Annotated in this window: 18 protein-coding genes and 1 tRNA gene; 4 read left to right on the top strand and 15 right to left on the bottom strand. The window is 71.5% G+C overall.

Annotation, left to right across the window (positions count from 1 at the left end; genetic code table 11):
• The first annotated feature begins 58 nt into the window (after positions 1-58).
• Complete coding sequence (locus IH26_RS0114340; RefSeq protein ID WP_030436670.1) at positions 59-1486, top strand: non-reducing end alpha-L-arabinofuranosidase family hydrolase; 1428 nt, start codon at positions 59-61, stop codon at positions 1484-1486.
• 163 nt (positions 1487-1649) lie between these two features.
• Here the strand turns inward: IH26_RS0114340 and IH26_RS0114335 are convergent, their stop codons facing one another.
• Genes IH26_RS0114335 through IH26_RS0114305 form a run of 7 tightly spaced genes read right to left on the bottom strand, consistent with a single transcriptional unit; the run spans position 1650 to position 12530 of the window.
• Positions 1650-2714, bottom strand: coding sequence for a hypothetical protein (locus tag IH26_RS0114335; RefSeq protein WP_030436669.1), 1065 nt, complete (start codon positions 2712-2714; stop codon positions 1650-1652).
• On the bottom strand, positions 2711-7138 hold the full coding sequence (locus IH26_RS0114330; protein WP_030436668.1) for a coiled-coil domain-containing protein: 4428 nt from the start codon (positions 7136-7138) through the stop codon (positions 2711-2713). Before IH26_RS0114330 ends, IH26_RS0114335 begins: the two co-directional genes overlap by 4 nt.
• Entirely contained in the window at positions 7135-7908 is a 774-nt protein-coding gene (locus tag IH26_RS0114325; RefSeq protein ID WP_030436667.1) for a hypothetical protein, read from the bottom strand. Before IH26_RS0114325 ends, IH26_RS0114330 begins: the two co-directional genes overlap by 4 nt.
• The gene (locus tag IH26_RS0114320; RefSeq protein ID WP_030436666.1) at positions 7905-9485 is read right to left on the bottom strand and encodes a hypothetical protein; all 1581 of its coding nucleotides are present in this window, start codon (positions 9483-9485) and stop codon (positions 7905-7907) included. The genes IH26_RS0114325 and IH26_RS0114320 overlap by 4 nt, the downstream gene beginning before the upstream one ends.
• Positions 9486-9529: 44 nt before the next feature.
• Positions 9530-10774, bottom strand: coding sequence for a BREX system ATP-binding domain-containing protein (locus tag IH26_RS0114315; protein ID WP_157437179.1), 1245 nt, complete (start codon positions 10772-10774; stop codon positions 9530-9532).
• Positions 10771-11748 (bottom strand): BREX system ATP-binding domain-containing protein, encoded by a 978-nt coding sequence (locus tag IH26_RS0114310; protein WP_030436664.1) that lies wholly within the window; start codon positions 11746-11748, stop codon positions 10771-10773. Before IH26_RS0114310 ends, IH26_RS0114315 begins: the two co-directional genes overlap by 4 nt.
• Positions 11745-12530 (bottom strand): hypothetical protein, encoded by a 786-nt coding sequence (locus IH26_RS0114305; RefSeq protein ID WP_030436663.1) that lies wholly within the window; start codon positions 12528-12530, stop codon positions 11745-11747. Before IH26_RS0114305 ends, IH26_RS0114310 begins: the two co-directional genes overlap by 4 nt.
• A gap of 105 nt (positions 12531-12635) precedes the next feature.
• On the opposite strand from IH26_RS0114305, the gene IH26_RS0114300 reads away from it, so the two are divergent.
• The 3 genes from IH26_RS0114300 to IH26_RS0114290 all read left to right on the top strand — a co-directional run bounded on the left by IH26_RS0114300 (position 12636) and on the right by IH26_RS0114290 (position 18301).
• On the top strand, positions 12636-14756 hold the full coding sequence (locus IH26_RS0114300) for a TerB N-terminal domain-containing protein (RefSeq protein WP_084598820.1): 2121 nt from the start codon (positions 12636-12638) through the stop codon (positions 14754-14756).
• Positions 14757-14778: 22 nt separating this feature from the next.
• Positions 14779-16086, top strand: coding sequence for an ATP-binding protein (locus IH26_RS0114295; protein WP_211268641.1), 1308 nt, complete (start codon positions 14779-14781; stop codon positions 16084-16086).
• Positions 16087-16150: 64 nt separating this feature from the next.
• Positions 16151-18301 carry a DEAD/DEAH box helicase gene (locus IH26_RS0114290; protein ID WP_084598833.1) on the top strand — a complete coding sequence of 717 codons (2151 nt, stop codon included), beginning with the start codon at positions 16151-16153 and terminating at the stop codon, positions 18299-18301.
• A 338-nt stretch (positions 18302-18639) separates the two neighbouring features.
• Here IH26_RS0114290 and IH26_RS0114285 read toward each other — a convergent pair.
• From IH26_RS0114285 to IH26_RS0114250, 8 genes are all read right to left on the bottom strand, one after another.
• Positions 18640-18723 (bottom strand) — tRNA-Leu (locus tag IH26_RS0114285).
• Positions 18724-18768: 45 nt separating this feature from the next.
• The gene (locus tag IH26_RS0114280; RefSeq protein WP_030436659.1) at positions 18769-20127 is read right to left on the bottom strand and encodes an NAD(P)/FAD-dependent oxidoreductase; all 1359 of its coding nucleotides are present in this window, start codon (positions 20125-20127) and stop codon (positions 18769-18771) included.
• A gap of 98 nt (positions 20128-20225) precedes the next feature.
• A complete protein-coding gene (locus IH26_RS0114275; RefSeq protein WP_030436658.1) occupies positions 20226-20789 on the bottom strand; it encodes a hypothetical protein in 564 nt (187 codons plus the stop codon).
• Complete coding sequence (locus IH26_RS0114270) at positions 20789-22159, bottom strand: DUF58 domain-containing protein (protein WP_030436657.1); 1371 nt, start codon at positions 22157-22159, stop codon at positions 20789-20791. The genes IH26_RS0114275 and IH26_RS0114270 overlap by 1 nt, the downstream gene beginning before the upstream one ends.
• Entirely contained in the window at positions 22152-23177 is a 1026-nt protein-coding gene (locus IH26_RS0114265) for an AAA family ATPase (RefSeq protein WP_034215055.1), read from the bottom strand. The genes IH26_RS0114270 and IH26_RS0114265 overlap by 8 nt, the downstream gene beginning before the upstream one ends.
• Positions 23158-23733: a hypothetical protein gene (locus IH26_RS0114260; RefSeq protein ID WP_030436655.1), complete on the bottom strand. Its 576-nt coding sequence runs from the start codon at positions 23731-23733 to the stop codon at positions 23158-23160. Before IH26_RS0114260 ends, IH26_RS0114265 begins: the two co-directional genes overlap by 20 nt.
• Positions 23730-24425 (bottom strand): DUF4129 domain-containing protein, encoded by a 696-nt coding sequence (locus tag IH26_RS0114255; protein ID WP_030436654.1) that lies wholly within the window; start codon positions 24423-24425, stop codon positions 23730-23732. The genes IH26_RS0114260 and IH26_RS0114255 overlap by 4 nt, the downstream gene beginning before the upstream one ends.
• 31 nt (positions 24426-24456) lie before the next feature.
• Positions 24457-25227 carry a uracil-DNA glycosylase gene (locus tag IH26_RS0114250; RefSeq protein WP_051808098.1) on the bottom strand — a complete coding sequence of 257 codons (771 nt, stop codon included), beginning with the start codon at positions 25225-25227 and terminating at the stop codon, positions 24457-24459.
• Positions 25228-25240 lie beyond the last annotated feature (13 nt).

The raw sequence follows: 25240 nt of genomic DNA, 5'->3' as shown, positions 1-25240 counted from the left end.
CCATCAACCAGGCGGCGGTACGGCATGGCCGCGACCGCCACCCGCTCAGGGAGGAAGCATGCCCCACCTTTCCCGGTCGCTGATGGCGGCCGCCGCGAGCGCACTGGCCGTAGCCGGTGCCGCACTGGTACTGCCGGGCCTGGCGGACGCGGCCACCACCACCGGCGCCGTCGTCGGGGGCCAGTCCGGCCGGTGTATCGACGTGCCGAACGCATCCCAGACCAACGGCACCCAGGTGCAGTTGTACGACTGCACCAACGCCGCCAACCAGACCTGGACGTACACCGCCAGCAACCAACTGCAGGTGTACGGCAACAAGTGCCTCGACGCCAACGGCAAGGGCACCAGCAACGGCACCACCGTGATCATCTGGGACTGCAACGGCCAGACCAACCAGCAGTGGAACCTGAACAGCAACGGCACGATCACCGGCCAGCAGTCCGGACTCTGCGTCGACGCCACCGGCGCGGCGACCGGCAACGGCACCAAGCTGATCCTCTGGTCCTGCAACGGCCAGAGCAACCAGCAGTTCCACCTGGTCCCGTCCGGCGGCCCGACCTCCCCGCCGCCGTCCGGCAGCTGCACGCTGCCCTCGACGTACCACTGGACGTCGACCGGCCCGCTGGCGACACCGAAGTCGGGCTGGGTCGGGCTAAAGGACTTCTCCAACGTCGTCTACAACGGCAAGCACCTGGTCTACGCCTCGACGACGAACACGGCCGGATCGTACGGCTCGATGAACTTCGGCCTCTTCACCAACTGGTCGGACATGGCCTCGGCCCCGCAGAACACGATGTCCTCGGGCACCGTGGCGCCGACCCTGTTCTACTTCGCGCCGAAGAACATCTGGGTGATCGCCTCGCAATGGGGCGCCACACCGTTCTTCTACCGCACGGCCAGCGACCCCACCAACCCGAACGGATGGTCATCGAACCAGCCCCTGTTCACCGGTAGCCTCTCCGGCGGCGCGGCCCCGATCGACCAGACGCTCATCGGCGACGACCAGAACATGTACCTGTTCTTCGCCGGCGACAACGGCAACATCTACCGAGCCAGCATGCCGATCGGCAACTTCCCGGGCAGCTTCGGCTCCAACTACACCACCATCATGAGCGACTCGCAGGCCAACCTCTTCGAGGCCGTCCAGGTCTACAAGATCCAGGGCCAGAGCCAATACCTCATGATCGTCGAAGCGATGGGCGCCCGCGGCCGCTACTTCCGATCGTTCACCGCCACCAGCCTGGGCGGTTCCTGGACCCCCAACGCCGCGACCGAGAGCAACCCCTTCGCCGGCAAGGCCAACAGCGGCGCCACGTGGACCAACGACATCAGCCACGGCGACCTCGTGCGCAACAACCCCGACCAGACCATGACCGTCGACCCCTGCAACCTGCAGCTCCTCTACCAGGGACGCGACCCCAGCTCCGACGGCACCAGCTACAACCTGCTGCCGTGGCGTCCGGCTCTGCTGACCCTGCAGCGATAGGAGCCCAGCCGCTCCACCCCGGCGTTCCGGCCGGGCAGGCCAACGCCTGCCCGGCGGTTCGCCGTTCCGCCCGGACAACGCTACTTCGCCGAGATTCGGTATCCAGTCCAGCTCACGTTCTGCTGCAGGATGGCTCGGATTTTGGTAGTTCGAATCCTCGAATTCAGGTCATTCGCTCCGGGCAGGCCTGCATCAGCAGAGCTGGGTCCTGCCTGAGTGCTCGAAGGCCGAGTGTTTCCTGGGCGATTCTCATGCGGGCGCGCAGCAGTCTCGAGACCGGCTCCCGCAGCCCCTCCGGCAGCCAGGCCAGCAGGTCGCTATGGTCGGCGATGCCGGTATTGGACCTGTCCGGGCGGGGATTGCCGTTGGCGAGCAGCCAGTCGTACAGCCCGGCCGCCGGCTGAAGGGGCGGCAGCCGGTGCGCGATCGCCGCGGCGGCGGCGTTCGTGGCGATGCGTAATCCGGCGAGGTCCAGGTCGCCCACGTAGTAGAGCGCGGTCGGCGTGGGGTCGAGCAGCGTCACGGCGGTGATGGAGGTGGGGAACTGATTGCCGCCGCCCCAGCCGATGTGCAGGTCGGGGCGAAATTCGGGGCTGAGCCGGCGTGCCGCCTCCAGGAACGAGTGGAAGGTCGCGTTGTTCTCCGCTACGAGTAACCGCGTCGGTCCCCTGCCGGGAACGTGCTGGGAGGGGAAGGGCACGGGCGTGGGGTAACAGGCGAGGAGATCGAGGGTCAGCGCGCCGGTGGCGAACAATCGTTTGGTCGTCTCAACAGCGAGCGCCTTCTCGTCGTTGAGGATCTCCAACGATCGCTCCTCGAGGGGTACGGGCGAGGCGTCGGGGTTGTTTCGCAGCCAGGTGGCGATTCGGTCGAGAAGTTCAAGTTCGTCCGGCCGGGTCGCAAGGGCGGCGGCGGCTTCTAGCGCCTGTGGCCAGACCCGCGGCGCCGGCGCCAGGAGGGTCCGGCGGGGCTTGGCCGGCTTGCCCACCCAGAGCGGCAGGGGTGGTTTTGTCCGGTCGTCCCAGCCGGTCCGTGTCTTCGGCAGCACGACGGCGCCCTCTTCGGCGAGACCGGCCAGGACGCCGGCGAGCCGGGCTCGGGCCGTTGGATCGCCGACGAGCGTCGGGTCGACGGCGGTGGCATGCCGGAGCAAGCCGTCGACCCGGATGCGGCTGGTCGGCTGTTCCGACACGTACGAGATGATGATGTCAACGAGTGCAGTCGTCATGTCGATGTCCGGGAGTCCGGTTCGTCATGCGCGACCCGGACGCCGGTGATGAGACGCTGGTCGGCTTCCTCGGTGATCGTGTCGTCGGGGACGATGTAGCGGCGGTTACGCGTACGGCCCGGGCGGTTGTCCAATCGGATGACGTTGGGGAACCGGGAGACCGCGTCCGGGTCCTTCACGCCGGTGGTGTAGACCAGCTGCACTTTGTGCGCGCCGGCGACCGCCCGCTGGAGACCGACGAGGCTGCCGTGGGAAGCACGACCGATCGGGTTGTCGAGCAGGAGGACCCCGCCGGAGCGATCCCGGCGTCCGGCGTTCACCGCACGCAGCGCCGCGATGGTGCAGTAGAGCGCGACGCAGACGGTCAGCTTCTCGCCGCCGGACCATTTGCCGAGACGGGTGATGTCCTCGGTGGTGGGCAGGACGTCCAGGGCGGGTTTGAGGACCTTGACGGTGAAGCCCCTGGTTCCGGCCGCCTCGTGCACGGCGTCTTTGAGCAGCGGCAGTCCTTCCGGCTTGACGCCGTCGGCGATGCGTCGCTCCACGACGCGGTTGACGTAAGTGCGCAGGTCCGCATCGCTGGCGGGTGGATCGAAGGCGATTCTGAGCATCTGTTTCCCGGCCCAGCCGCCAGTCTTGGTTGCCACCCGCGAGTACCGCTCGGCCTTGCGCAAGGTGTCGAGGGTGTTCGAGACCAGGCGGGCGAGGGAGTCGGTCACGATCGCCTGGTCCTTGGCGATGTCGGCGAGCTCTCCGCCGATCACGTCCGCGCGCAGTCTGAGCTGCTTGGCGAGTGATCCCGCGTGCTGAGCCAGCATCTCTTCGGTGTCGTGGAGGACGCGGTCCTTCGCGGGCGTGGTGACTCCCGGGTACCTGCCGCCTGTTGTTCGTAGGTCGCCGACCGCGTTCGCTCGGGAGATCGCGGCCTCGCTCGCGCGTTTCTCGGTGCCGCGCATGGCCTGGATGACTGCCTGTTTGCTGGTCTTGGCCTCGTCGTCGGTTCCGGAGAACGGCGGGACGACTCGCTCGACCGGCTCGGGTAGACCGTCGGCGAGCAACTCGAACGCCGTGATCCGGCCCTGGAGGTCGCGCTGCTTGCCCTCGAGCTCGCCGAGTTCGCTCTCCGCGGTTGTCCGTCTCTCGACGCACGCCTGGCCGATCTCGTCCTGCTCGGCCGCCAGGGCGTCAGCGTGCTCGGCCGTGCTCGGTTCGATCGGCAAGGCGCGCCTGGGCGGGTCGACGCGCCGCGCTCGGATTCTGGCGAGCGTCGCGCGGTGTTGTTCGATGTCGCCGGCGGCTCGGCCCTGCCGTCCGACCGCCGCCTCCTTCGCCTCCCGGGCGCCGGCCAGTGCCGCCGCACGGCCCGGCTTCGTCTGCCCCTCCGCGCTGGTCAGCAAGCCAGCGGCACGTTGGGTGGTCGCGGAGGTGACTGGGGCGAGTGCCTGTGTCTCGATCGCCAGCGCCGCGCTGAGGTTGCTTTCCCGCTCGGCGAGGACCGACTGGGAAGCCTGGACCTGCCAGGCGCGGGCGGCCTCCTGACGTCGGGCGCGGAGCACGTCGACGGACACCGCCGGATCGTCGGTGACCTCCGGGTCGGCGTCGAGGATGGTCAGCCCGGCTGCCTCGGTCCGGTAGGCGTCAGCGGTCCTGCCTTCGGCGTCGGCGAGCCTGCTCCGCTCCGCGGCCAGGTCGAGCGCACGGTTCGCCTCCGCCGTGCGACCCTCGACCTGACCGTGGGCGTCCCTCGATCGTGCCTGGGCTTGGGCGAGGTCGGTGCGCCACTGGGCGGCTCTGCCCATCTTCGGGATCAGCGCGGAGAGGATCGCCCGGGAGGTTTCGATTCGAGAGATCTGCCGTTGTGTGCGCTGCTCGGTTGCCCGGTCCTCGGCTTCCGCCCGGTCGAGTTCGGCGAGGTCCGCGCGGGTCTTTCCGATTGCCGCCTCGATGTCGAGCAGGGTGGTGTCGAGGTCGTTCACCCGGCCGGCGAGGCTCTCGAGATACCCGGTGGGGCAATCGGCGAGCAGTTCGGTGAGCTCGCCGAGCAGAGCGCGATCGGCTTCACGCGCCTCGGTCAGCCGGGACTGCTGCTCGTCGTACGTCTCGGCGCGGGCAGCGATCTGCCGGACGGTCCCCTCGGCCCAGGTCGGGTCGACCAAGCCGTGCTGCAGTCCGGTCCATACCGGGCCCGGTTCCGCCGGGTCGGTGCGGGTGGCGCCGACGATGGCGGCGGCAGCGCGGGCAGTGTAGACACCGACGAGTGCGGTGGTCGCCGTGTCCACGATGGCCAGCGCGATCTCGGCGTCCTCCGCCTGGGCGGTGGGGATGACGAGACCGACGCCGAGACGTGCCAGGTTCGGGTCCGTGACCGTCTCCAGCAGGCGGCCGGTGGGCAGGAGCGTGCGCAGGTGCGCCCAACCGGTCTCGGCCGTGATGTCGTACTCGGCCAGGACGGCTTGGACCCGCTCGGCGTCGACGGTGGTGGGTAGCAGCCCGGTCCGCGCGTGTACGTCGAGGATCCGCCGGTCGTCGATGCGCTCGGCCTCCAGCCGGACGAGCGCCACATCGGTGTCGAGAACCGCGTCCGACAGCCGCCGGGTCAGCGTGTCGGCCTCTGCCCAGAGGTCCACGGGGGCGTCGCCGGTGGCCTCGGTCAGGTCCTGCAAACGTTCCCGTGCGACGAGCTTGGTCGCGCGTTCGACGAGGACGGCGCGTTGCTCCGCGAGTCGGGTGCGCTCCGCGTCGAGCCGTACCTGCTCACCCGTCTGCGTGGTGAGGGTGCCGGTCAGCGCGTGCCGGACCGCCGGGCGTTGTTCCCGACGGCTCTGGACCTCGTCCAGGAGCTCCGTGAGGGTGGCGTGCTGTTCGGCGAGAAGCGCGTCGTGCTCGGCCGGATCGGTCTGCTCGGCCGGGAGCGCGCCGTCGCGGACCGCCGTGCGGAGGTCGCTGGCCAGCGACTCCAGCCGGGCGGTCGCGATCGCGGCGTCCCGGTCGGCGGCCTGGGCCCGCAGACCGGCTTCCTTCGCCGCGGCGCGGTGAGCGTCGACGTCTGCCTTCGCCGTCGTGGCGGCCTCGGCAGCCCGTTGGGCCTCAGCCCGGTGCGCCTGGGTCAGCGTGCGCAACCGGGTTCGCAGCCGGGCGGTGTGCTGGTCGTGCTCGCGTCGCAGTGGGGCGGTCCGCTCGCGTTCCTCGCCGGCCTCCCGCCGGGTGCGCTCCAGTGCGTCCTGCAACTCCCGTTTCTGCGCGAGATGTCCGGCTGCTTCCCACGCCTCGATGAGCCCAGCGATGTCCTCGACATCGTCTTCGGCCGCGTCGAGTTGCTCGTGCGCGGCGTCGAGGCGCATCTGGGCGGCACGTTGCTCGTACAGGTAGACAAGCTCGTAGGCGGCACCTCCCTCGGTCACGGCGGCGGCGCGGCGCTTCTCGATGCCGTCGCGCTGAGCGGCCAGCTCCTCGATTTTCTCGCCGGCTTGGACGACGGTCGCGGCGAAGGCGGCGGACAGCCTCGCCGCCTCGTCGACGGCCCGCCGGAGGGCGTCCGCCGACGCGGTGACCTCCTGCTGGCAGACGTGAATGCGATCCAGCCCTGTTGCCGAGTCGAGGCAGAACTCACGCTCGGCCGTCTTGGCGGGTTTGGTGGCGAGCAGCGAGGCGATCGAGGCCAGCCGATCGGCGACGCTGATCGCGTCGTCCGGCGCGACCGTGAGATCGATGAGCAGGTCGATGAATTCGCGGGCGGACGAGAAGCGGAACATGTCCTCCACGCCGCCCTCGACGTGGTTCATCTGTTTCTGGGTACGAAACAGCGCCGGGTCGAGGCCTCGGCTGGTCAACGCGGTCGTCCACTCGTGCTGTTTCTCGGCGACGACCAAATCCATCGCCTGCGGGTAGGTCGCGGCGAATCCCCTCAGCGCGGCGACGTAGGCCGCCCGGCGACACGGCTCGCCGGCGGTGTCGAGGATCGGCAGGTGTGCCAGGTCGAGCACGCCCGGCACCGCGTAGAACGCGTAGTACGTGGTGTCGAGCCGGTCGCGGGCCCGGTCGGCGTCGGCGGGACGGCGCAGGTCGGACCATTCGTAAACCACACCGGTGATGAGCACGCGGTCCGGCGAGCCGTCCAGGGTGTCCGAGGCGGCCGGGTGCCACGCCGCGACGGTGTGGGCGGTGTCGCCACTGTCCACGTAATCGGTGAGGCTGCGTTTCACCGTACGGCCCATGAAGTCGATCGCCCGGGGCAGCAGCATCGCGTAGAACAGCGACAGCAGCGAGGATTTTCCGCCGCCGTTGCGCAGCCACACGACCGAGTCGGCGGGACGGCCGCCGCTGCCGCTGCCGCCGGGCGCGGTGAGGTCGAGCGTGACGTCGGTGAACCGGGCGGATCGTTCTCCGATCGAGTGGAGCCGGAACGCGGCCAGGTGGTAGGTCACGCGTCTTCCCCGTCTCCGGCGGCGAGCCGTTGACCGGTGGCCGGCGGGCGTGGGTGCGGCCGGCGGGCGATCTCCGCGAGGTAGGTGTACGCCGGTTCACCGGCCATGTCCTTGACCTGGATGCGGAACCGCTCGGTGAGCATCCACATCCCGCCGGTGCTGTCGGCGCGGGCCATGCCCTGCTCCGCGAGCCATCCGAGGACGTTGCGAACCCAGTACAGGGTGCACTTGGGCGACAGCCGCCCGGAGGCACGCCCTCGGTCGCCGACGAGCGTGGACGGCATCTCGTGGTAGGCCCGCCACGCCTCGTCCAAGCCGTCGTCGGGGACCGGTTCGCCGGCGGCGTCGTGCTGCTGCAGGCGCTCGCACATGGCACGCATCCACTGCTCGAACTCGAGGTCCGCGACCCGGCGGATCCGTTCCTCCTCCAGGTCAGCCGGCGTGGGGTAGGCGTAGGCGGCCACGCCGACCAGGACGAGGCCGGCCATCAGGCGCCCGATCCGGGTCGCCGCGTGTGGCATGTCGCCGACCCGGTAGGCGAACGGGGACTCCGGGCTGACACCGAGGACGAGTCCGAGGTCGCCGTCGGACAGGACGCGGGCTTGCAGGCCGTGCAGGACGGCGTCAGCGGCGATCCGGAAGTCGGATTCGGTACGGTACCGGCCGAGCACCCGGCGATACTCCTGGCTGCGCCCGGGCCGCTGGGTCGGCTGCAGGGCGTACGCGATCAGGGTCCCGATGTCGGTGTGATCGTTCTGTGTCAGAGTCATGGCAGCGCCTCGGTGACCGGTTGCGGGTCGGCTGCCGCCAGGGCGTCCGGATGCGCGACGATGATCAGGTCGTCGCCCTCCCATCCCGGCAGTTCCAGCTTGCGGGTGTCGGCGTCCGCGACCGCTCGCGGCCCGAGGACTCGCGCCGTCAGGTCCGCCGACGCGAGGTGCTCATTGTCGGCTGCCTCGGGCGCGAAGCACCACAGTGCGGCCAGCGCCAGGATCTCCGCGGCTCGCTGCCGGTCGGCAGGGTCGTCGAGGCCGGGATCGGTCAGGGCATCGGCGAGTAACGCCGACAGCCGCGCGGGCAGGCCGGTCCGGACGACGACCCGCCGCGCGGCCGCCACGACATGCGGCCCGATGGTCGGCGGATCCGGATCTCCCGCCTCGTCATCGGCGTCCGGGTCACGATCGTCGTCGGTGGCATCGCGTACCGCCCACAGGTCGTAGACCAGCCGATACAGCCTGGGCAGCTTCGGCGGCCGGGGACCGGTGACATCCGACAGCCATCGGTCGGTGACCGTCAGCGCGGTCCCGCTGTCCAGGCTGAGCAGCGGGGTGAGGATCTCCCGGTCGAGGTCGGGCAGGTGCCCCAGAGCCGGTGGCCGGAACGATTGCCGATTCTGCTCCTCCAGGAACACGCCGCGGGCGGAGAGGACCTGCCGGTGCAGCGCGTCGTGCCGCCGCGAGCACTCCGTGAGCAGCGCGGCGATCCGGGCGGCCGCCATGGTCACCTGCAGGTCGTCGGACTCCAGCGACTCCCGGACCTTCGCGAGCAGGCGGTGGTCGGCCTCCATCCGGCCCGCGATGTGGTCCCGGGCCGCGGCGAGGCGTTGCGGAACGACCGTCGCCCATTCCTGGGTGACGGCGCGCAGGTCCCGGCGGGTGTTCTTGATCAGCTCGAGGAGATCCTCCGCGAGCGAGACCGACAACAGCCGGGCCCGGACCGCGGCGCGTTCCGCGGCGTCGAACGCCCCCTTGGCCAGCTGGCGTTCCAGCAGCACCTCGTTGGCTACCTGCTCGTCCTCGACGTCGAACTCCAGGCCACCCACCAGCGCGTTGATGGCGTCGCGAGTGGCTTTGAGGACGACCTCGCCGCGCCCCGCGTCCTCCCACTCGACCAGCAGCCGGAACTGGACCTGCCGTTGCTGGTGTGCCCCGGCCGCATCGGTGAAGTCGCTGATCCGGTAGGTGAATGGCGCCTCGCGCTCCCCTCGGTTGAGGAGAGCGTCGACGGTGTACTCGCCGACCCGGCGATGCTCGGCGGGCGTCCGCTCCGGTGCGGCACGCCGGGCGAGCACCGTGAGGCCATCCACCACCTCGGCGTAGGTCGCCTCCTCCGCGAAGCCCTGCCGGGCGATGACCAGATCGATCGCGGCGAGAGCGAACGTGGCGATGTCGTACGTGGCCGCCGGCCAGTCCTGCCGGTTCGCGGCGACGATCGCCTCGGTGATCGGGCGGGACCGCATCAGCACCGCGACCCGCGCCGGGAAGGTCCGGTCGAAGACCGAGAGCTCAGCCGGAGCCGGCGACCCGGACAGGGCCGGGCCGCCCGGAAGGCTGAACAACTCGTCCATTCGATCCCCCGCCGGTCCGCGCGTACCCGCACGATAACCGACGGCTACTCCGGTTCCGTGCGCTCCAGGTCCGGGTCTTCCCGGTAGTCGCTGGGAACATCGACCATCTCGGTCTCCGGCCGGAAGCCGGGATCCAGCCGGACGAGATCCCACTCGTTGATCCAGGCCCGGACGTACTGCCGCATTCGGGTCGCACCGAGCCGCTCCAGGCCGGTCACCTCGGGCGGCTGCCAACGGAACGCCCGGCCGTGCAGTTCGCGCAGGCGATCGTACGTCTGCTTGAGCTCGACGTCGTCGGGCGGGGTGAGCAGATGCATCTCCCGGTCGATGATCCGCATGCCCACCTCGGCCGCCGCGGCGAGCGCGTCCGCTTCCGGCGTGCCCTTGGCGCGGATCTTCGCGGGCAGCAGCTCCTGGTCGTTGCGGTTCCGGATGACCTCCGCCTCGAAGTCGTCGGTCATCGCGAACACCGACGCGAGAGGTACGCCGGGGCCGTGCTCGCCGCGCATCCAGCGGGACAGTTCCGCGTACGACTTGGCGCGCTGCAGGAGTGAGTACCGCCCGATGAGCTCGACCTCGTCGAAGAGCACCAGCCAGCCGGGCGAGCCGGCGGCGGCGAGCAGCCGGGCGACGAACCGTGGCCGCTGCCGCGCGAGCTCCGCCACGGCGACCGGTGGGAGGTTCGGGCGGCGCTCGCCGATCTCCTTCAGGCGCCGCTTCAGCTCGGGCACGGCGATCGGGTCACCGGACCAGAACCGCAGAATGGTCTCGGCGAAGGCGGCGTCCCGCTCCCGGGCGTGGGCGAACAGCGAAAGCGTAGCGGGGAACCGCTCGTTGAGCTCGGCGCCGCTCGACGCCGCCCAGCGCAGCAGCTCCGCGTAACCGCGGCCGTCGAGGTCGAGCGCCATGGCCGCCTCGATGATCGCGGGCCGGGCCTGCCCGGCCCGCAGCGCGGAGTCGGCCGCCGCCCGGAAGACCTTCGCCGGGTCGTACAGCGGGGTCTCCTTGCTGATCACCACGCGGCTGACCGTCCAACCGGCGTCGAGAGCGAGCCGGGCGAGGTGCTCCAGCAGGTGGCTCTTGCCCGCGCCGAACCCGCCGCCGAGCAGCAGCCCACCGCTGTTGCCATCGGCGGCTTCCCCGCACAGGACCTGAAACCGGTCCTCGATCGCGCTCTGCCCGCTGCCCAGCGCGGCCACCGCGTCGCGGCTCGGCACACCGGCCCGCAGCGCCTCGATCGCCCGGCGGCCCATGACGGACGGGCTCACCCCCGCACCCGATCCGGTCATCGCTCCTCCTGCCCGCGGGCGCCGATCCGGACCAGCGTCGCGTACGGGTTGGCTCGCCGCCGGTCCCGCACCTCGTCGACCACCCGCATCCGCAAGGCGGTGTACGCGGGCAGGCCACGCGCCTCGTCGCTGACCAGCGGCGGCGGCAGCTGGACGGCGACGAACAGCCCTTCCGTCTCGTCGGTGGCATCGATCAGCTGGCGCACCAGTTCGTAGGCGTCGAGCGTGGCCGGCTTCGAGTAGTAGAACCCGTCGCGCAGCCCGACCGGCGGACGGCGGGTGACCGCGAGCCGGTCGAGATCCAGACGCAGCACGAGCCCGGACCGGCCGGCGATCCGCAGCCAGCGGGTCATCGACAGCAGCAGGGGTCTCGCGTTGTATCGGTTCACTTTGGTGCGCAGTCCCACCCCGCGCAGGTCGGCGGCGGCGAGCCGCTCGCCCCGCAGCCAGCCGATGACCGTCTCCCGCTCGGTTGCGCTCACATCCCCGCGCCCCAGGCGCTCCTGGCACAGCCGCAGCATCGCCACCCGGAACTCGTGGCTGAGCTCGGTGTCCCGCAGCACGATCTGCTCGATCGCCCGGCGGACGCTGCGATACAGCTCGGCGGCGTCGACGTCGTGGTGCCGGGCGATCGCAGCCAGGTCGACCCGGTCGCCGTCGCCGGGAGCGGGGAAGGCCGCCCGCTCCAGCGCGGCCCGCACCACCGCGCCGGCCAGCGCGACCCAGTCGAGCTGGGCGGCGATCGCGATGAACACCTGGTCGATCAGGTGGACGCGAGTGGTCGCGGCGTCCACCGCCGCGTGCTCGAACGAGTCGCCCGCCGTCGCGAAGCCGTGCGACAGGCGCAGGCGTTCCGCGTCGTCGCCGACGGACAGGAGCTTGACGGCGGCGCCGCCGCGCGCGATGTAGTCGGTCAGGTACTCCCGCTCGACGAACTCGAGGTAGTCGTGCGCGGCTATGGTCGCGACCGTCATGGCTGCTCCCCGGCGACCTCGTCGGCCGTGAACGACACCCCCCAGTACCGCTGCTGCTGACCGTTGCGGGCCACCGTGATCAACGTGCCGGAGCCCTTGGTGCCGGTGCTCGCCGCCCAGCGCAGGGTGCGCGGACTGCGCGCGGTGCGGGTCACGGCGCTCTGGTCGAGCAGGTAGAGGTCGCGGGCGAACTCCTGCTTGGAGTACTGGCCGCGCTGACCGGGCAGCAGGGTCAGCACCGACCAGATGTCGACCAACCGGACCACCGCGTCCGGCCGCGTGTCGGTGCTCGAAACGAGCAGCTCGTACGCCGAGCGGAGGCTGTCGAGGAACGGCTCGGCCTTGAACCGGGCCCCTCGCTCCTGGGCGCGGGCGAGCGTGGTGACCAGCACCGACGGTCGAAGCCGGCGGTCGCGGACCTTGTCCACCTCGATCGCCGCCTCGCCGGGTAGGACCCGGAGCAGCGACGGATAACACAGCAGCCGGTCGTCCTCCTCGACGATCGACAGCCCGCGCGCCTCGGCCTCGGCCAGCAGCTCCTTGACGTAGTCGCCGGACGAGAGGTAGGCCTGCTCGTCGAAGTCGAAACCGTCGGCGAGCGAGCGGGTGCCACCGGCGAGCGCCTCCGCCGCCTCGCCCGCCGCCGCGAGCGACTTCCGCAGGTCTCGCACCTGACCGATGCGGGCGGCGCCGTGCGCCCGCTTCAGCTCGCGAACCAGCGCGGTCGCGGTGCGCAACGTCGCCTCGGCGTCACGCTCTGTCCGGGCGAGAGCGGCCTCCATTGTGCCCGGAACATCCGTCTGGCTGCTTGATGTGCCGGCCTCTGTCTGAGACACCGTGAAATTTCCCCCAATAGGCTGACTGAGCAGGCCGATAGAGTATGCACCGTGATCCAGCGGTCTGGTTCCCCCGACGGGCGGTGGGTCCCGCCCGGGCGCGCGGCCGTGGTCGGCGACCATGCTATCCCCGGCGGCCTGTTCTACCTAGGCCGCCGGCTAGGGCCACCCGCAAGTGTCGAGCCCGCGCTGATCAACCCGGAATTGCCCGTCACGAAACCGGGCGAGCCGCCCGCGGCCGGCCAGGCCGGAGCGCAGCCGGCCTACCACCTGCTGTCCCCCGCGGACCGCGGGGAGTATCTGGAGTGGCTGGCCGGCGGCCGGCAGGCCGCCGTCGCTCCCGCCCTGGTGCTGCTGTTCTGCTCCGGTCTGGAGCGCCGGGTGCTGATGGACGCCGACGACGACCCGGGGGTGCGCGCGGAGCTTCCGGCGATCATCGCCGAGGTGCGCCGACTGCGGGCCCGATACGGCGACGGCGTGGCGAGCCTGCGCCGCTTTCTCGACGATCTGCTTGCCTTGCTGGAACTGCTCGCCGCTCCGCGAGCGGTGCCCGCCGCCGGCGCCGCCCCGGCCGGCGAGTCGGGCCGGATGGGCCTGCGGGTCGCCCTGGCCCGGTTCGCGGCGGCCGGCCGGCCCGTTCCGGTCGACCTGGCCCGCGCGTGGGTCGGGGACCACCCGGCCCTGCCGCGGCGCAGCGTGCATCGGGATTGCCCGGCGGAGTTCGAACGACTCTTCACGCTGCGATATCGGGATCGGCACGGCGCCGGCCTGGTGCCTCCCGACGATGTGCCGGGCATCCGCCTCCGGTACCGGCCCGCCAACCCGGGCCTGTCCACCACCCTCGTGTGCCGGGAGGACCTGCCGGACGTCCTGGCCGAGCCTCGCTGCACCCGGGCTCTCGGCCGCCTGGTGGATGACGCCGCCACCGCCCTCGAGCCGTACCGCCAGTGGCAGGCCCGGTTTCCCCAGGGGCGGGGTTCGCTCGCCGCCGCGGCGCTCCTGCCGCGCGAGTTGGTCGACGTCGGTCATGGAGCCGTCGGCGCGCTGCGGGTCTGGGCGGAACGCCGGCTCGACGGCCGGCCGTGGACGGTCGTCGACGCCGGCGAGTTCTGGACATTCTGGCCGGCGGCGCCGGACCGGATGACACGTGACGAGTCGGCGGCGCTCCTCGCCGTGCTGGCACTGCTGGATCTCGGCGTCGAGCCCGACGTGCGGTTCGGCGCCCCGTCGCTGACCCGGCGGCCGGCCGTGCTGTTCCGCCTCGGCCGACCGGCGTCCGATCGGCCGAGCTCTCGTTTCCCCGCCGCGGCGGCGATCGTGCGATGTGCCGCCGCGGTGGCCGGGGCAACCTCGACGCCGGTCGATCCGCGGGACGCGCGCTGGGCCGCGGTGCTCGCCACCGTCCGCAACCTGGCCGCAGCACTACCCCTGGCCCCCAGCGAGGACCTCCGGCTGGCCGCGCGGCTGGCCTGGCTGCTGACGATGCGCACCGACGTCGAACGGCTCGCCCGGCACATCACGACGCTGACCGCCGCCGAACGGGAGATCGCCGGGCACTACCTGATCACGGTCGCGCAAGCGGCGAGCGGGACGGTCGGCCCGGCCGGAGTTGCCGCGCTGACCCGGGTGTACCGGATCCTCGGCCTGGAACCGGAGCTGGTCTTCCGACGGCTGCACGAGCACAGCGCCGGCGTCGCGGCCGACCTTCCCCACCCCGCGCCGCCGGCGGCGCCGGGCACCCCGCACGAGCGTGACGAGCCGATCGTCGTCCAGGTGGCCGATGGCTCCCCGAGCGGGTACGCGTTGCCCTGGACTACCGACGTCACGCTCGATTCGGGCACGATCGGCCGCAAGGTCACGGAGAGCGAAGAGGCCGCCACGCTGCTCGCGGAGATATTCGCCGACCCGGAGGACGAACGGGACGCCGCCGGTGACGCGGCGCCGGGCGGGGCCCTCGGTCGCACGTACGATGCGCTGCTGCGCGGCCTGGCCACCCGCGAATCCTGGAGCAGGACGGAGTTCGCCGAGCTCGCCGCGGCCCATGGGGTGCTGCCGGAAGGCGCGCTCGATCTGTTGAACGACGCCGCCATCGAGGTCACCGGCGCGCCCGTCGTGGTGGACGGCGATACGCTCGCGGTCGACAACGACGTACTCGTGGAGTTGCTCGCATGACGCATGGTCCGGAGAGCCTTTCGTGACGGAGCAGAGCCTGCCGGTCCGCCAAGGCCGGATCCGGCCGCGTGAGCGCGACGCGATCGTGACGTCACTGCGGGCCGGCATGGTGCCGCGCCTCGGGCAGCAGCACATCCAGGTCGGCCGGGCCGCCGAACTGCGGGCCGCGATCCACGACATCGACCGGATCGCCGACGGCGGCGCCGGTTGCCGGTTCGTCATCGGCGAGTACGGCTCGGGCAAGACGTTCTTCCTGCACCTGGTCCGCTCGATCGCGCTGGAGAAACGGCTCGTCACCGTGCACGCCGACCTGTCGCCGGATCGGCGGCTGCACGCCGCGTCCGGCCAGGCACGCAGCCTGTACGCGGAGCTGATGCGCAACCTGGCCACCCGCGCCCGCCCGGACGGCGGGGCGCTGGCGAGCGTGGTGGAACGGTTCGTCACCAAAGCGCTCGACGAGGCTAACGCGAGCGGCGACGACCCGGCGGAGACGATCCGGGCCAGGCTGGCCACGGTCGCCGAGCTGACCGGCGGCTACGACTTCGCGAGCGTGGTGGGCGCCTATTGGCGGGGGTACGACAGCGGCGACGAGCAGCTTCGCGGCAACGCCGTTCGCTGGCTGCGCGGCGAGTTCACCAGCCGGGTCGACGCCCGGGCCGCGCTCGGCGTGCGGACGATCGTGGACGACGCGTCCGTTTACGACCACCTCAAGCTGCTGGCGCGCTTCGTCCGGCTGGCCGGCTTCGGCGGGCTGCTCGTGTGCCTGGACGAGATGGTCAACCTATACAAGATCACCGGATCGGCCGTCCGCAACGCCAACTACGAACAAATCCTGCGGATCGTCAACGACACCGCTCAGGGCGGCGCCGAGCATCTCGGCGTCCTGTTCGGCGGCACACCCGAGTTCCTCATGGACCCGCGGCGCGGCCTGTTCTCGTACCCGGCTCTGGCCTCGCGTCTCGCGCCGAACCAGTTCGCGAGCGTCGACCGGGTGGACCACTCCGGCCCGGTGACGAGTCTGGGCAGCCTCACCCCCGAGGATGTCTTCGTCCTGCTCACCAAGCTCCGGCACGTGTACGCGGGCGGCGACCCGCAGCGATACCTCGTCCCGGACGAAGCGCTCACGGCGTATATGGCGCACTGCGCGACGCGGCTCGGCGACGCGTACTTCCGGACACCGCGCGAGACGATCCGCGGCTTCCTCGACCTGCTCGCGTTGCTGGACCAGCACCCCGACCTGCGCTGGGCCGAGCTGATCCGGGAAGTCGATCTCCCTACCGCCGGGCCGGCCGGCACCGACGATGACGAACTCACTTCATTCCGGCTCTGACCGGCCGGCCGCTGCCACGCCGGTGGCGGAACAGTCGCAGGCGTACACGCTGTATCACCCGGCTGTGCAGCGATGGATCTATCAACGTGGCTGGGATCGCCTCCGCGACGCGCAGGAACGCGCCGCCGAGCTGATCATCACCGGGGAACGCGACGTGATCATCGCGTCCGCCACCGCGAACGGCAAGACCGAGGCGGCGTTGCTGCCGATCTGTTCGGTCCTGGCCCACAAGCAGGACCTGGGCGTCGGGGCCGGCGTCGCCGTGCTCTACGTGAGCCCACTCAAAGCCTTGATCAATGACCAGTACGACCGCATTTGCGACCTCGCCGGCGCGCTCGATCTGGTCGTACACCGCTGGCACGGCGACGCGCCGGCGGCCGGCAAAGCCCGCGTCCTGCGTACGCCTGCCGGGCTTTTGCTCATCACCCCGGAGTCGTTGGAGGCCCTCCTGGTCCGGCACCCCGACCGGATCCGCCGGATCTTCGGCGGGCTCCGGTACGTCGTGGTCGACGAACTGCACTCCTTCGCCGGCACCGAACGCGGTGCCCAGCTGCAGGCGCTGCTCCACCGGGTGGAGGCGGCCGCGGCCCGGCGAATACCGCGAGTCGCCCTGTCCGCGACCCTCGGCGACTACGCCGGCGCCGCGGAATTCCTCCGGCCGCGGCACGGATCCCAGGTTGCGGTAGTCGCCTCCACCGAGCCCGGCGGCGAGATCCGGCTTCAGGTACGCGGCTATCTCCAACCGGCCGCCCCGGCCGTACCGGAGAAGGAGCCCGCCGACCGGGCCGCCATCGCCGACCACCTCTTCCAAACCCTGCGCGGCACCGACAACCTGGTGTTCGCCAACTCCCGGGCGGCCGTCGAGGTCTACGCCGACATGCTGACCCAGCGGGCCGTACGGAGTGGGCTGCCCGCGACCTTCCTCGCACACCACGGAAGCCTCGCCAAGGAGGTGCGCGAGCACGTCGAGCAGCGGCTCAAGGACTCGGCCACCCCGGTGACGGCGATCTGCACCTCGACACTGGAGCTGGGTCTGGACGTCGGCACGGTGGACTCGGTGGCCCAGATCGGTGCGCCGCCGAGCGTCGCCGGCCTGCGCCAGCGACTCGGACGCTCCGGTCGCCGGCCCGGCCGCCCGGCCGTCCTGCGGGTCTACGTCGCTGAACCCGAACTCACGGCCGGCCTCAGCCCGACCGATGCCCTGCGCGCGGAGCTGTTCCAAGCCGTGGCGATGATCGAGCTGCTGATCGCATCCTGGTACGAGGCGCCCGACACCGCGGGACTGCACCTGTCCACCCTCATCCAGCAGGTGTTGTCGGCCACCGTGCAGCACGGCGGCGCGACGGCCGCCCAGCTTTTCGACCTGCTCTGCGCCCGCGGGCCGTTCCATCGTGTCGACCGCCCGACCTTCGCCGCCGTCCTGCGTGATCTCGGCCGGCACGAACTGCTCGAGCAGCAGCCCGGCGGCCTGCTGCTGCCCGGCCGGGAAGGCGAACGGCTGCTGGCCCACTACAGCTTCTACGCCTCGTTCCGGACTTCGATGGACTACCGGCTGGTCGCCGACGGCTACACGCTCGGCTCCCTCCCCGTCGACCGCCCGATCCTGCCCGGCACGTTCCTGATCTTCGGCGGTGCGCGGTGGCGCGTCATCTCGGTGGACAGCGCCCAGCGCGTGATCGAGCTGACGGCCGCCGAGGCGGGACGGCCACCGGTCTTCCCCGGCACCGGCGGCGAGGTCGCCGACGAGGTGCGGCGGGCGATGCACCGGTTGTACCGGTCGACTGCGGTGCCCCGATACCTAGACGCCACCGCGCGGACAATGCTGGCGGAGGGCCGAGCCGGATTCCACGCGTACGGCCACGCCACCAGCCGGATCTTCGCCCAGCAAGCCGAGACGGTCCTCTTCCCCTGGCGGGGTGACCGGATCATGAACACGCTCGCCGTCGTCCTCGCCACCCACGGCCTGACGGTCGGCCAGGACGGACTGGCCATCACGGTGGGCAACTGCTCGCCGACCCAACTCAGGGAGCTGATCCGGAAGCTCGCCGCCGGTCCGGCGCCCGAACCGGACGCGCTCGCGGCGACCGTCCGCGCCAAGGTCCACGACAAGTACGACCGATACCTCAGCGAAGAAGTACTCAACCGCGCGTACGCCGCTCGTGCACTCGACGTACCAGGCGCGTGGGCGACCCTGGTGGAACTGACCGGCGCCTGACCGCGCTTCTTCCCGTACGTGTCCGGTGTGTCGGTGCCATCGCTCTCCCTCGCGACCCGCCAGGGTGACCGAATCGTCGATCAAGAGGATGTAGGAGTGCCTGCCACGGCCGCTACCAAACCTCGCACGCTTCCCATCGAAGCCGACCCAGCCACGAGAACACGGCATGCGGAGGTTTTGTGTGACTCCCCCCGACCCCGCGACTCCAAACCTCCGCCATGCGCTGACCAGCACAAACACGCTGGACGTCGGCCAGCCGAAGGCAACAAAGCCGCTTCGCTCTTACGAGTCAAGCGGCGACCAAGGCGTTGACCAGGGAGAACATGGTGCAGACTCGGTGCCCGGGGCGGGTCTCGAACCCGCACGCCTCTTCGAGGCAGCCGCTTTTAAGGCGGCCGTGTCTGCCATTCCACCACCCGGGCGGCGTGTAACACCGTATCGGTTGCCGCCCGGGCGGTGGAATCCGGCTAGTGGGCTCCCGCGCCGACCGTTTCGCGGTCGTCGGGTAGGTCCACCCGGGGGGTGACGTGGGTGAACTCCTCGCGCGGGGCGTGCAACTGGCCCAGGGCGATCGTCTCGCGGCGCAGGAAGAAGGCCAGCGTCCAGTCCGCGACCACCCGGACCTTGCGGTTGAAGGAGGGGATACGGCTCATGTGGTACGTGCGGTGCATGAACCACGCGGGCAGGCCCTTGACCTTGATCCCGTAGACGTGCGCCACGCCCTTGTACAGGCCCAGGCCGGCGACGCTGCCGACGTACTTGTGCCGGTATTCGCGAGGGAGGCCGCCGAGGATGACCGTGCGGATGTTGTCGGCCAGGACGCGAGCCTGGCGTACGGCGTGCTGGGCGCTCGGTGAGCAGTACGCGCCCGGGTTCGTCAGGTCGGGCACCTGGGCGCAGTCGCCGGCGCTCCACGCCCCGTCGAGCACCTCGCCAGACGAGGAGGCCACCTGCAGCGTGGGCAGGCAGGTGACGTGGCCGCGGGGGCCGCGGGGCAGGTCCGTACGGTCGAGCATGGGGGACGGCTTCACGCCAGCCGTCCAGACCAGGGTTTCGGCTTGGAAGCGGTCGCCGTCGGAGAGCACGATCTCGCCGTCGACGCAGGACTCGAGCCGGGTGTCCAGCCGCAGGTCGATGCCGCGGGCGTCGAGTGCGCGGGCCGCGTACGCACCCATCTTCGGTCCTACCTCGGGCAGGATCCGGTTGGTGGCCTCGACCAGGACGAACCTGACCTCGGACGGGTCCAGGTCGGGGTAGTACTGCAGGGCGTCGCGGACGACGTCCTCCATCTCCGCGAGCGCCTCGATGCCGGCGAAGCCGCCGCCGACGAAGACGAAGGTGAGCGATGCCTTGCGCACCGCCGGGTCGGGGGTGACCGCCGCGACGTCGAGTCGGTCCAGGATGTGGTTGCGCAGGTAGATGGCCTCGCCGATGGTCTTGAACCCGATGCCGCGCTCCCGGAGGCCGGGGATGGGCAGGGTCCGGGACACCGAGCCGGGCGCCACGATGATGTGGTCGTACGTCATCTCCGTGGACGGGCCGTCGATCGGCTGGATCGTGACCGTCTTGCGCGCGTGCTCGATCCTCGTGACCTCGCCGGACACGATGCGGCACTTGGGGAGCGCCCGGCGGAGCGGGACCACCGAGTGCCGCGGGCTGATGTTGCCGGCCGCCGCCTCGGGGAGGAACGGCTGGTAGGTCATGTGCGGCTGCGGGTCGATGACGACCACCTCGGCACGGCGCCGGGTGAGCTTCCTGGACAGGCGAAGGGCCGCGTACAACCCGACGTGACCTGCCCCTACGACAACGATGCGCTGCGGATTCACGTATCGATTGTGGCCTGCGACGGGCCGTCGCGCCTCGTTCTGTGATCTATCCCAAAGCCGTTTGTCAAGTGCCGTGACGCACATATTTCCAAGAGATTTCACGCTCTGCGCAAAAGGCGTGCTATGAGGATCGTGGCTCCCACGGCGCAGGCGATGCCCACGATCGTGGCCAGCACAAACGCGCCGCCCGCAAGATCAGCGGAGAGTCCGAGGGTGGCCACGGTGAGTACCGCCGAGACCAGCACCACCGCGCCGGCCCGCAGCAGCCAGCCGCCGACCATGTCGAAGCTCACGATCGCGTCGTACGGGAGGACGGCGGCCAGCGCGGTGAGCGTGTGTCCCAGGTAGAGCAGGGTGGCGATGGTGATCACCCGCCACAGCTCGACGTGGGCGCCGACGCCGACCGTGTCGGCGATCCAGCCGGCCACCACGACCAGCGCCGAGGAGGTGGCGCCGCGGCCGCGCGGCGCGACCGCCGGATAGATCGCGACCAGCATCAGCAGCGGCGCGGTGAGCTGGCTCGCGATCAGCTCCGCCGGCCAGGCCACGCCGATCGCGATCAGCCCGCAGAGCGCCACCGCCGCGCGGACCAGGAAGGGAAGGGCGGTGGCCTGGGCCAGCACGCCGCGGGCCGCGTCGATCTGCGCGCCAAGCTTGAACATCAGCGTCCCCTGGGGATCAGGGCGAGCCGGGCGACGTCCCGCAGCACCAGGTCGAGGCTGCCGGCGCCGGCCCAGGCGACCACCGGCACGCCGTGCTCGCGCAGCCGGCCCAGCACGTTCTCCCGCTCCAGCCGCCACAGCCGGCCGGCCAGCGGCGTCCAGTTGCCGCCGCCGGTGACCTTCGCATCGGCCGGCAGGGTGTCGACCGCGACCACGTACCGGCCGGACTGGGTGAGCTGGGCCAGCATGTCGGCCGAGCGCGGGTCGACCAGCGGGGTGAGCACCATGACCAGCGCGTCCGAGGACAGGTGGTGGATGCCGAAGACGTTGTCGTAGTCGTTCTCGTCGACCTCGACCGGGTCGGGCCGCACGTCGAGCAGCCACTCGAGCACGGTCAGGTACTGCCGGCGGCCGGTCGCCGGGCGCAGGCGGCGGGCGGCCGCGCCGTACTCCAGCAGCGACACCCGGTCACCGCGCTGCAGGTAGTGCTCGGCGATCGCGGCGGACGCCCGGACCGTGGTGTCCAGCACCGACGCGCTGCCGGCCACGCCGCCGGAGAGACCGATCTCGCCGAGCACGTCGAGCAGCAGGACCACCTCGGCGTCACGGTCGGAGAGGGTGGCGGCGACGTGCAGGTCCCGGGTACGCAGCGACACCCGCCAGTCGATGCGCCGCAGCCGGTCGCCGGGCGCGAACGGGCGTACGCCGGCAAGCTCGCCGCCCTCGCCCGGCCGGCGCGAACGGTGGTTGCCGACCAGGCCGGCGGCGGCGGGCATGGCCTCGGTCGCGTTGAACGGCTCGGTGACCGGGTAGACCCGCACGCCGCGGGCCTCGACCACCACCGGGCGGCAGGCGAGCAGGCCACCGCAGGCGGCGACGCGGGCCGCGGCCGGGCCGACCGGCTGCCGGCCCCAGCGCATCGCGTCGCCGGGCAGCTGCACCGAATACCAGCCGTCCCGGGGCACCGTGATCGCGAACGGGCGGTCCGCCTGCTCCAGCTTGAGCCACGGCGAGGTGCGGGTGCGGAGCACGACCAGGTCGTACGGGATGACGTCGGTGTTGCTCACGGTGACCGCGGCCTCGACGTGTCCACCCTCGACGATGTGTTCCTCGTCGGCCGTGATGGTCAACTCGGGCGCGGAGCGGGGCATCCGGCGGAGCCCGGCCGCGGCGCCGATCGCGAACGGCGCCGCCATCAGCACCAGGTCGACCCGGCCGAGCGCCACGCCGAGCAGCAGGAACAGGCCGGTCAGCAGCACCGCCCGGCCCAGCGCGCGGGTCGGCACCCAGGCCGGCCCGGCCCACGCCTCCCCCTCGCCGCCGGCCGCCGTGGGTGGCACCGCGGTACGCAGGGACAGCCGGTCAGTCATGCCGCGCGTAGGTCGGCAACGCCCCGCTGGCCGGCGCCGGCACGTTGGTCAGCACCTCCTGCACCACGAACGCCGGGTCGACGCGGCGCAGCCACATCTCCGGCCGGAGCGTGATGCGGTGCGCCAGGGCGGGCACCGCCACGTCCTTGACGTCCTCGGGGACCACGAAGTCGCGGCCGGCCATCGCGGCCCGGGCCCGGGCGAGCAGCAGCAGCGCCAGCGAGCCCCGCGGCGACGAGCCGACCAGCACCGAGGGGTGCTCGCGGGTGGCCGAGGCGAGCGACACGATGTACCGGCCGATCGAGTCCTCCACGGTGATCGACTCGAGGGCGCCCTGCATCGCCTGCAGCATCCGCGCGTCGACCACCGGCGGCAGGAACGCTTCCTCCTGGCGGCGGGACATGCGGCGGCGCAGCACCTCCCACTCCTCCTCGGCGGTGGGGTAGCCGAACGAGACCCGGATCAGGAAGCGGTCGAGCTGCGCCTCGGGCAGCGGGTAGGTGCCCTCGTACTCGATCGGGTTGGCGGTGGCGAGCACGTGGAACGGCGGATCGAGGCGGTAGGTCACGCCCTCGACCGACACCTGCTTCTCCTGCATCGCCTCGAGCAGCGCGGCCTGGGTCTTCGGCGGCGTCCGGTTGATCTCGTCGGCCAGCAGCATGTTGGTGAAGACCGGGCCGGCCCGGAAGGCGAAGTCGCCCTTGCGCTGGTCGTACAGGAAGGAACCGGTGACATCCGCCGGGAGCAGGTCGGGGGTGAACTGCAGACGGCGGAAATCCAGGCCCAGCGATTGCGCGAAGCTGCGGGCGGTCAGCGTCTTGCCCAGGCCGGGCAGGTCCTCCAGCAGCACGTGGCCGCCCGCCAGGATGCCGGCCAGGACCAGTTCCAGCGACTCGCGCTTGCCCACCACGACGCTGCCGACCGAGTCCAGGACGGCACCGGCCAACCTGCCCACCTCGTACGGCGGAAGGGCGTTCTCGGTCACCGGCACACCTTTCTCACAGTCGTTCCAACGCATTCACGTAGGTCTCCAGTTCACTCGACTTCGCCGAGCGCCGCCCACGGTCGTGCAGGGCCGCCCAGAGCGGGTCGCCGAGCAACTCCCGGGCCCGGCGCGGATCGGAGGCGCGGGTGATCCCGTGGCGCAGCCGCAACCGCTCGTCGGCCAGCTCCGCGAGCACGGGCAAGACGTTACGCGCATAGAGATCCGGGTCGGAGTGGGCCCGGTCGAGGTTGCGCTCCCAGCGCCGCACGGCCGCCCGCAACGAGTCCGGCGTACGCTCGCCGCCCCTGGTGAAGCCGCTGCGGCGTTTCGGCGACGGCGGCGGCGCCACCTCGGAGACGGCGAACAGCACGAGCCGCAGGCCGGTGTAGAAGGCCACGATCAGCAGGATCGAGACGTGCGTGCCGGCCGACCGCAGGGCCGCGACAGTCACCACCGTGGCGGCGACGATCAGCAGCGCGTTGCGCAGGATCCACAGCGGGGTCGAGCGTTTCTTGACGGCCGGCTCGGCCGGCTCCTCGACCGGCTCGCCGGCGAGGCTGAACAGATCGTCGAGACCGCCGTCGCTCACGCCGGCACCCCCGCCCCGAGGTCGGCGCGGAGCCGCTCGAGCGCGCTGCGCGCCTGCCGCCGCATCTGGTCGTCGACGGTGTGCGTGGCGTAGCGGGCCTCGCGGTAGACCGCCAGCAGCGCGGCCAGCGCCCGCTCGTCGACCTGTTGCTCGCGCAGCAGGCGGCCGACCAGGTCGGTCGGGCTGTCCCCCGGGCTGCGCGGCGTGCCGGCCGCGGCGGCGGCCTGCTCGAGCCGCACCCAGCAGGCGATGACCGCCCGGCGCGGGTCACGGTCGGTGTCGGAGAGTTCCTCCAGGCCGGCGTCGAGCGCGGCCACCAACTCCTCGGCCGTACGGGCGCCGTGCCGCCCGGCCGCGGCGTCGCGCCGGCCCTTGCGCGCCCGGCGCTTGGCCTGGTCGCGCAGGATCCCCCAGATCACCAGGGCGACCACGACCAGCCCCACCACGCCGAGCAGCACGAGGGCGGCGCCCCCGACCCAATCGGGCAGCCCCTGCGCCGCCTCCGGGCCGCCGTGAGCGGCGTTGTTGGCGCTCGGCTGCGTCTTGGGCAGCAGGGGCGCGGCGGTCGGCGTGGCATCCGGCTCGATCTGATCCAGCTGCGGCGCCGACCGGGTGGCGGACAGCCCGGCCACGAAGAGCAGCCCGAGGACGGCGGCGAAGGGCCACCAGCGTCTCAGTGCGGCGAGATCCATGTTTGGGCTGCTTCCGTTCGGCTGTGCCGAATCATGCCAGGCCCGCCAGACTCTTCGCACGGCCGAACACATCGTCGAGCATGGCCGGGGTGAGCCGCCCGGTGAAGGTGTTCTGCTGGCTGACGTGGAAACACCCGAGCAGATCCGGGCCGCCCGGCACCCGCACCAACGTGCCGTGGCCGAACTTAGGCCGAGGCACGGGCGCTTTTGTGCCATAAACCGCGGCCATCGCCGGCCACCACGCCGCCCACGCGAACGCGCCGAGCGCCACCACCACCCGCAGGGTCGGGCGAATGAGACGAATCTCCTGATGTACCCACGGCGCGCAGGTGTCCCTTTCCTCCGGAGTGGGCTTGTTGTCGGGCGGCGCACACCGCACCGCCGCGAAGATCCGGGTGTGCTTGAGCTCCAGCCCGTCATCGGCGGAAACGCTGGTCGGCTGGTTGGTCAGCCCGGCCCGATACATCGCCGCGAACAGCACGTCCCCCGACCGGTCACCGGTGAAGACCCGGCCGGTCCGGTTGCCGCCGTGCGCCGCCGGGGCGAGCCCGAGAATCCCGATCGCGGCGTCCTCGGGGCCGTAGCCGGGCACCGGCCGCCCCCAGTACTCCTGGTCGCGGAACGAGGCCCGCTTGATCCGCGCGACATCCTCCCGCCAGGCCACCAGCCTCGGGCAGGCAAAACAATCCGCGATCCGCTCGTCCAGCACGCTCAGCGACGCGGCCGAGGCCGCGTTTTCCACAACCCCGGCTGCCGTACGAGTAATCAGCTCACCCAAACTCACGGTCCCAGCACAGCACATCCCGGTCGAGTGG

The organism is Actinoplanes subtropicus, assembly GCF_000721705.1.
In the GTDB taxonomy this organism is placed as follows: Bacteria; Actinomycetota; Actinomycetes; order Mycobacteriales; family Micromonosporaceae; genus Actinoplanes; species Actinoplanes subtropicus.
The sequence above is the reverse complement of the archived record's forward strand: the minus strand, read 5'-3'. Positions and strand labels throughout refer to the sequence as shown.

Bases quoted from the DNA above. Each gene is read 5' to 3' on its own strand.
- IH26_RS0114340 (WP_030436670.1), top strand. From the start codon at position 59: ATGCCCCACCTTTCCCGGTCGCTGATGGCGGCCGCCGCGAGCGCACTG.
- IH26_RS0114335 (WP_030436669.1), bottom strand. From the start codon at position 2,714: ATGACGACTGCACTCGTTGACATCATCATCTCGTACGTGTCGGAACAG.
- IH26_RS0114325 (WP_030436667.1), bottom strand. From the start codon at position 7,908: ATGACTCTGACACAGAACGATCACACCGACATCGGGACCCTGATCGCG.
- IH26_RS0114320 (WP_030436666.1), bottom strand. From the start codon at position 9,485: ATGGACGAGTTGTTCAGCCTTCCGGGCGGCCCGGCCCTGTCCGGGTCG.
- IH26_RS0114315 (WP_157437179.1), bottom strand. From the start codon at position 10,774: ATGACCGGATCGGGTGCGGGGGTGAGCCCGTCCGTCATGGGCCGCCGG.
- IH26_RS0114310 (WP_030436664.1), bottom strand. From the start codon at position 11,748: ATGACGGTCGCGACCATAGCCGCGCACGACTACCTCGAGTTCGTCGAG.
- IH26_RS0114305 (WP_030436663.1), bottom strand. From the start codon at position 12,530: ATGGAGGCCGCTCTCGCCCGGACAGAGCGTGACGCCGAGGCGACGTTG.
- IH26_RS0114275 (WP_030436658.1), bottom strand. From the start codon at position 20,789: ATGTTCAAGCTTGGCGCGCAGATCGACGCGGCCCGCGGCGTGCTGGCC.
- IH26_RS0114270 (WP_030436657.1), bottom strand. From the start codon at position 22,159: ATGACTGACCGGCTGTCCCTGCGTACCGCGGTGCCACCCACGGCGGCC.
- IH26_RS0114265 (WP_034215055.1), bottom strand. From the start codon at position 23,177: ATGCGTTGGAACGACTGTGAGAAAGGTGTGCCGGTGACCGAGAACGCC.
- IH26_RS0114255 (WP_030436654.1), bottom strand. From the start codon at position 24,425: ATGGATCTCGCCGCACTGAGACGCTGGTGGCCCTTCGCCGCCGTCCTC.
- IH26_RS0114250 (WP_051808098.1), bottom strand. From the start codon at position 25,227: ATGTGCTGTGCTGGGACCGTGAGTTTGGGTGAGCTGATTACTCGTACG.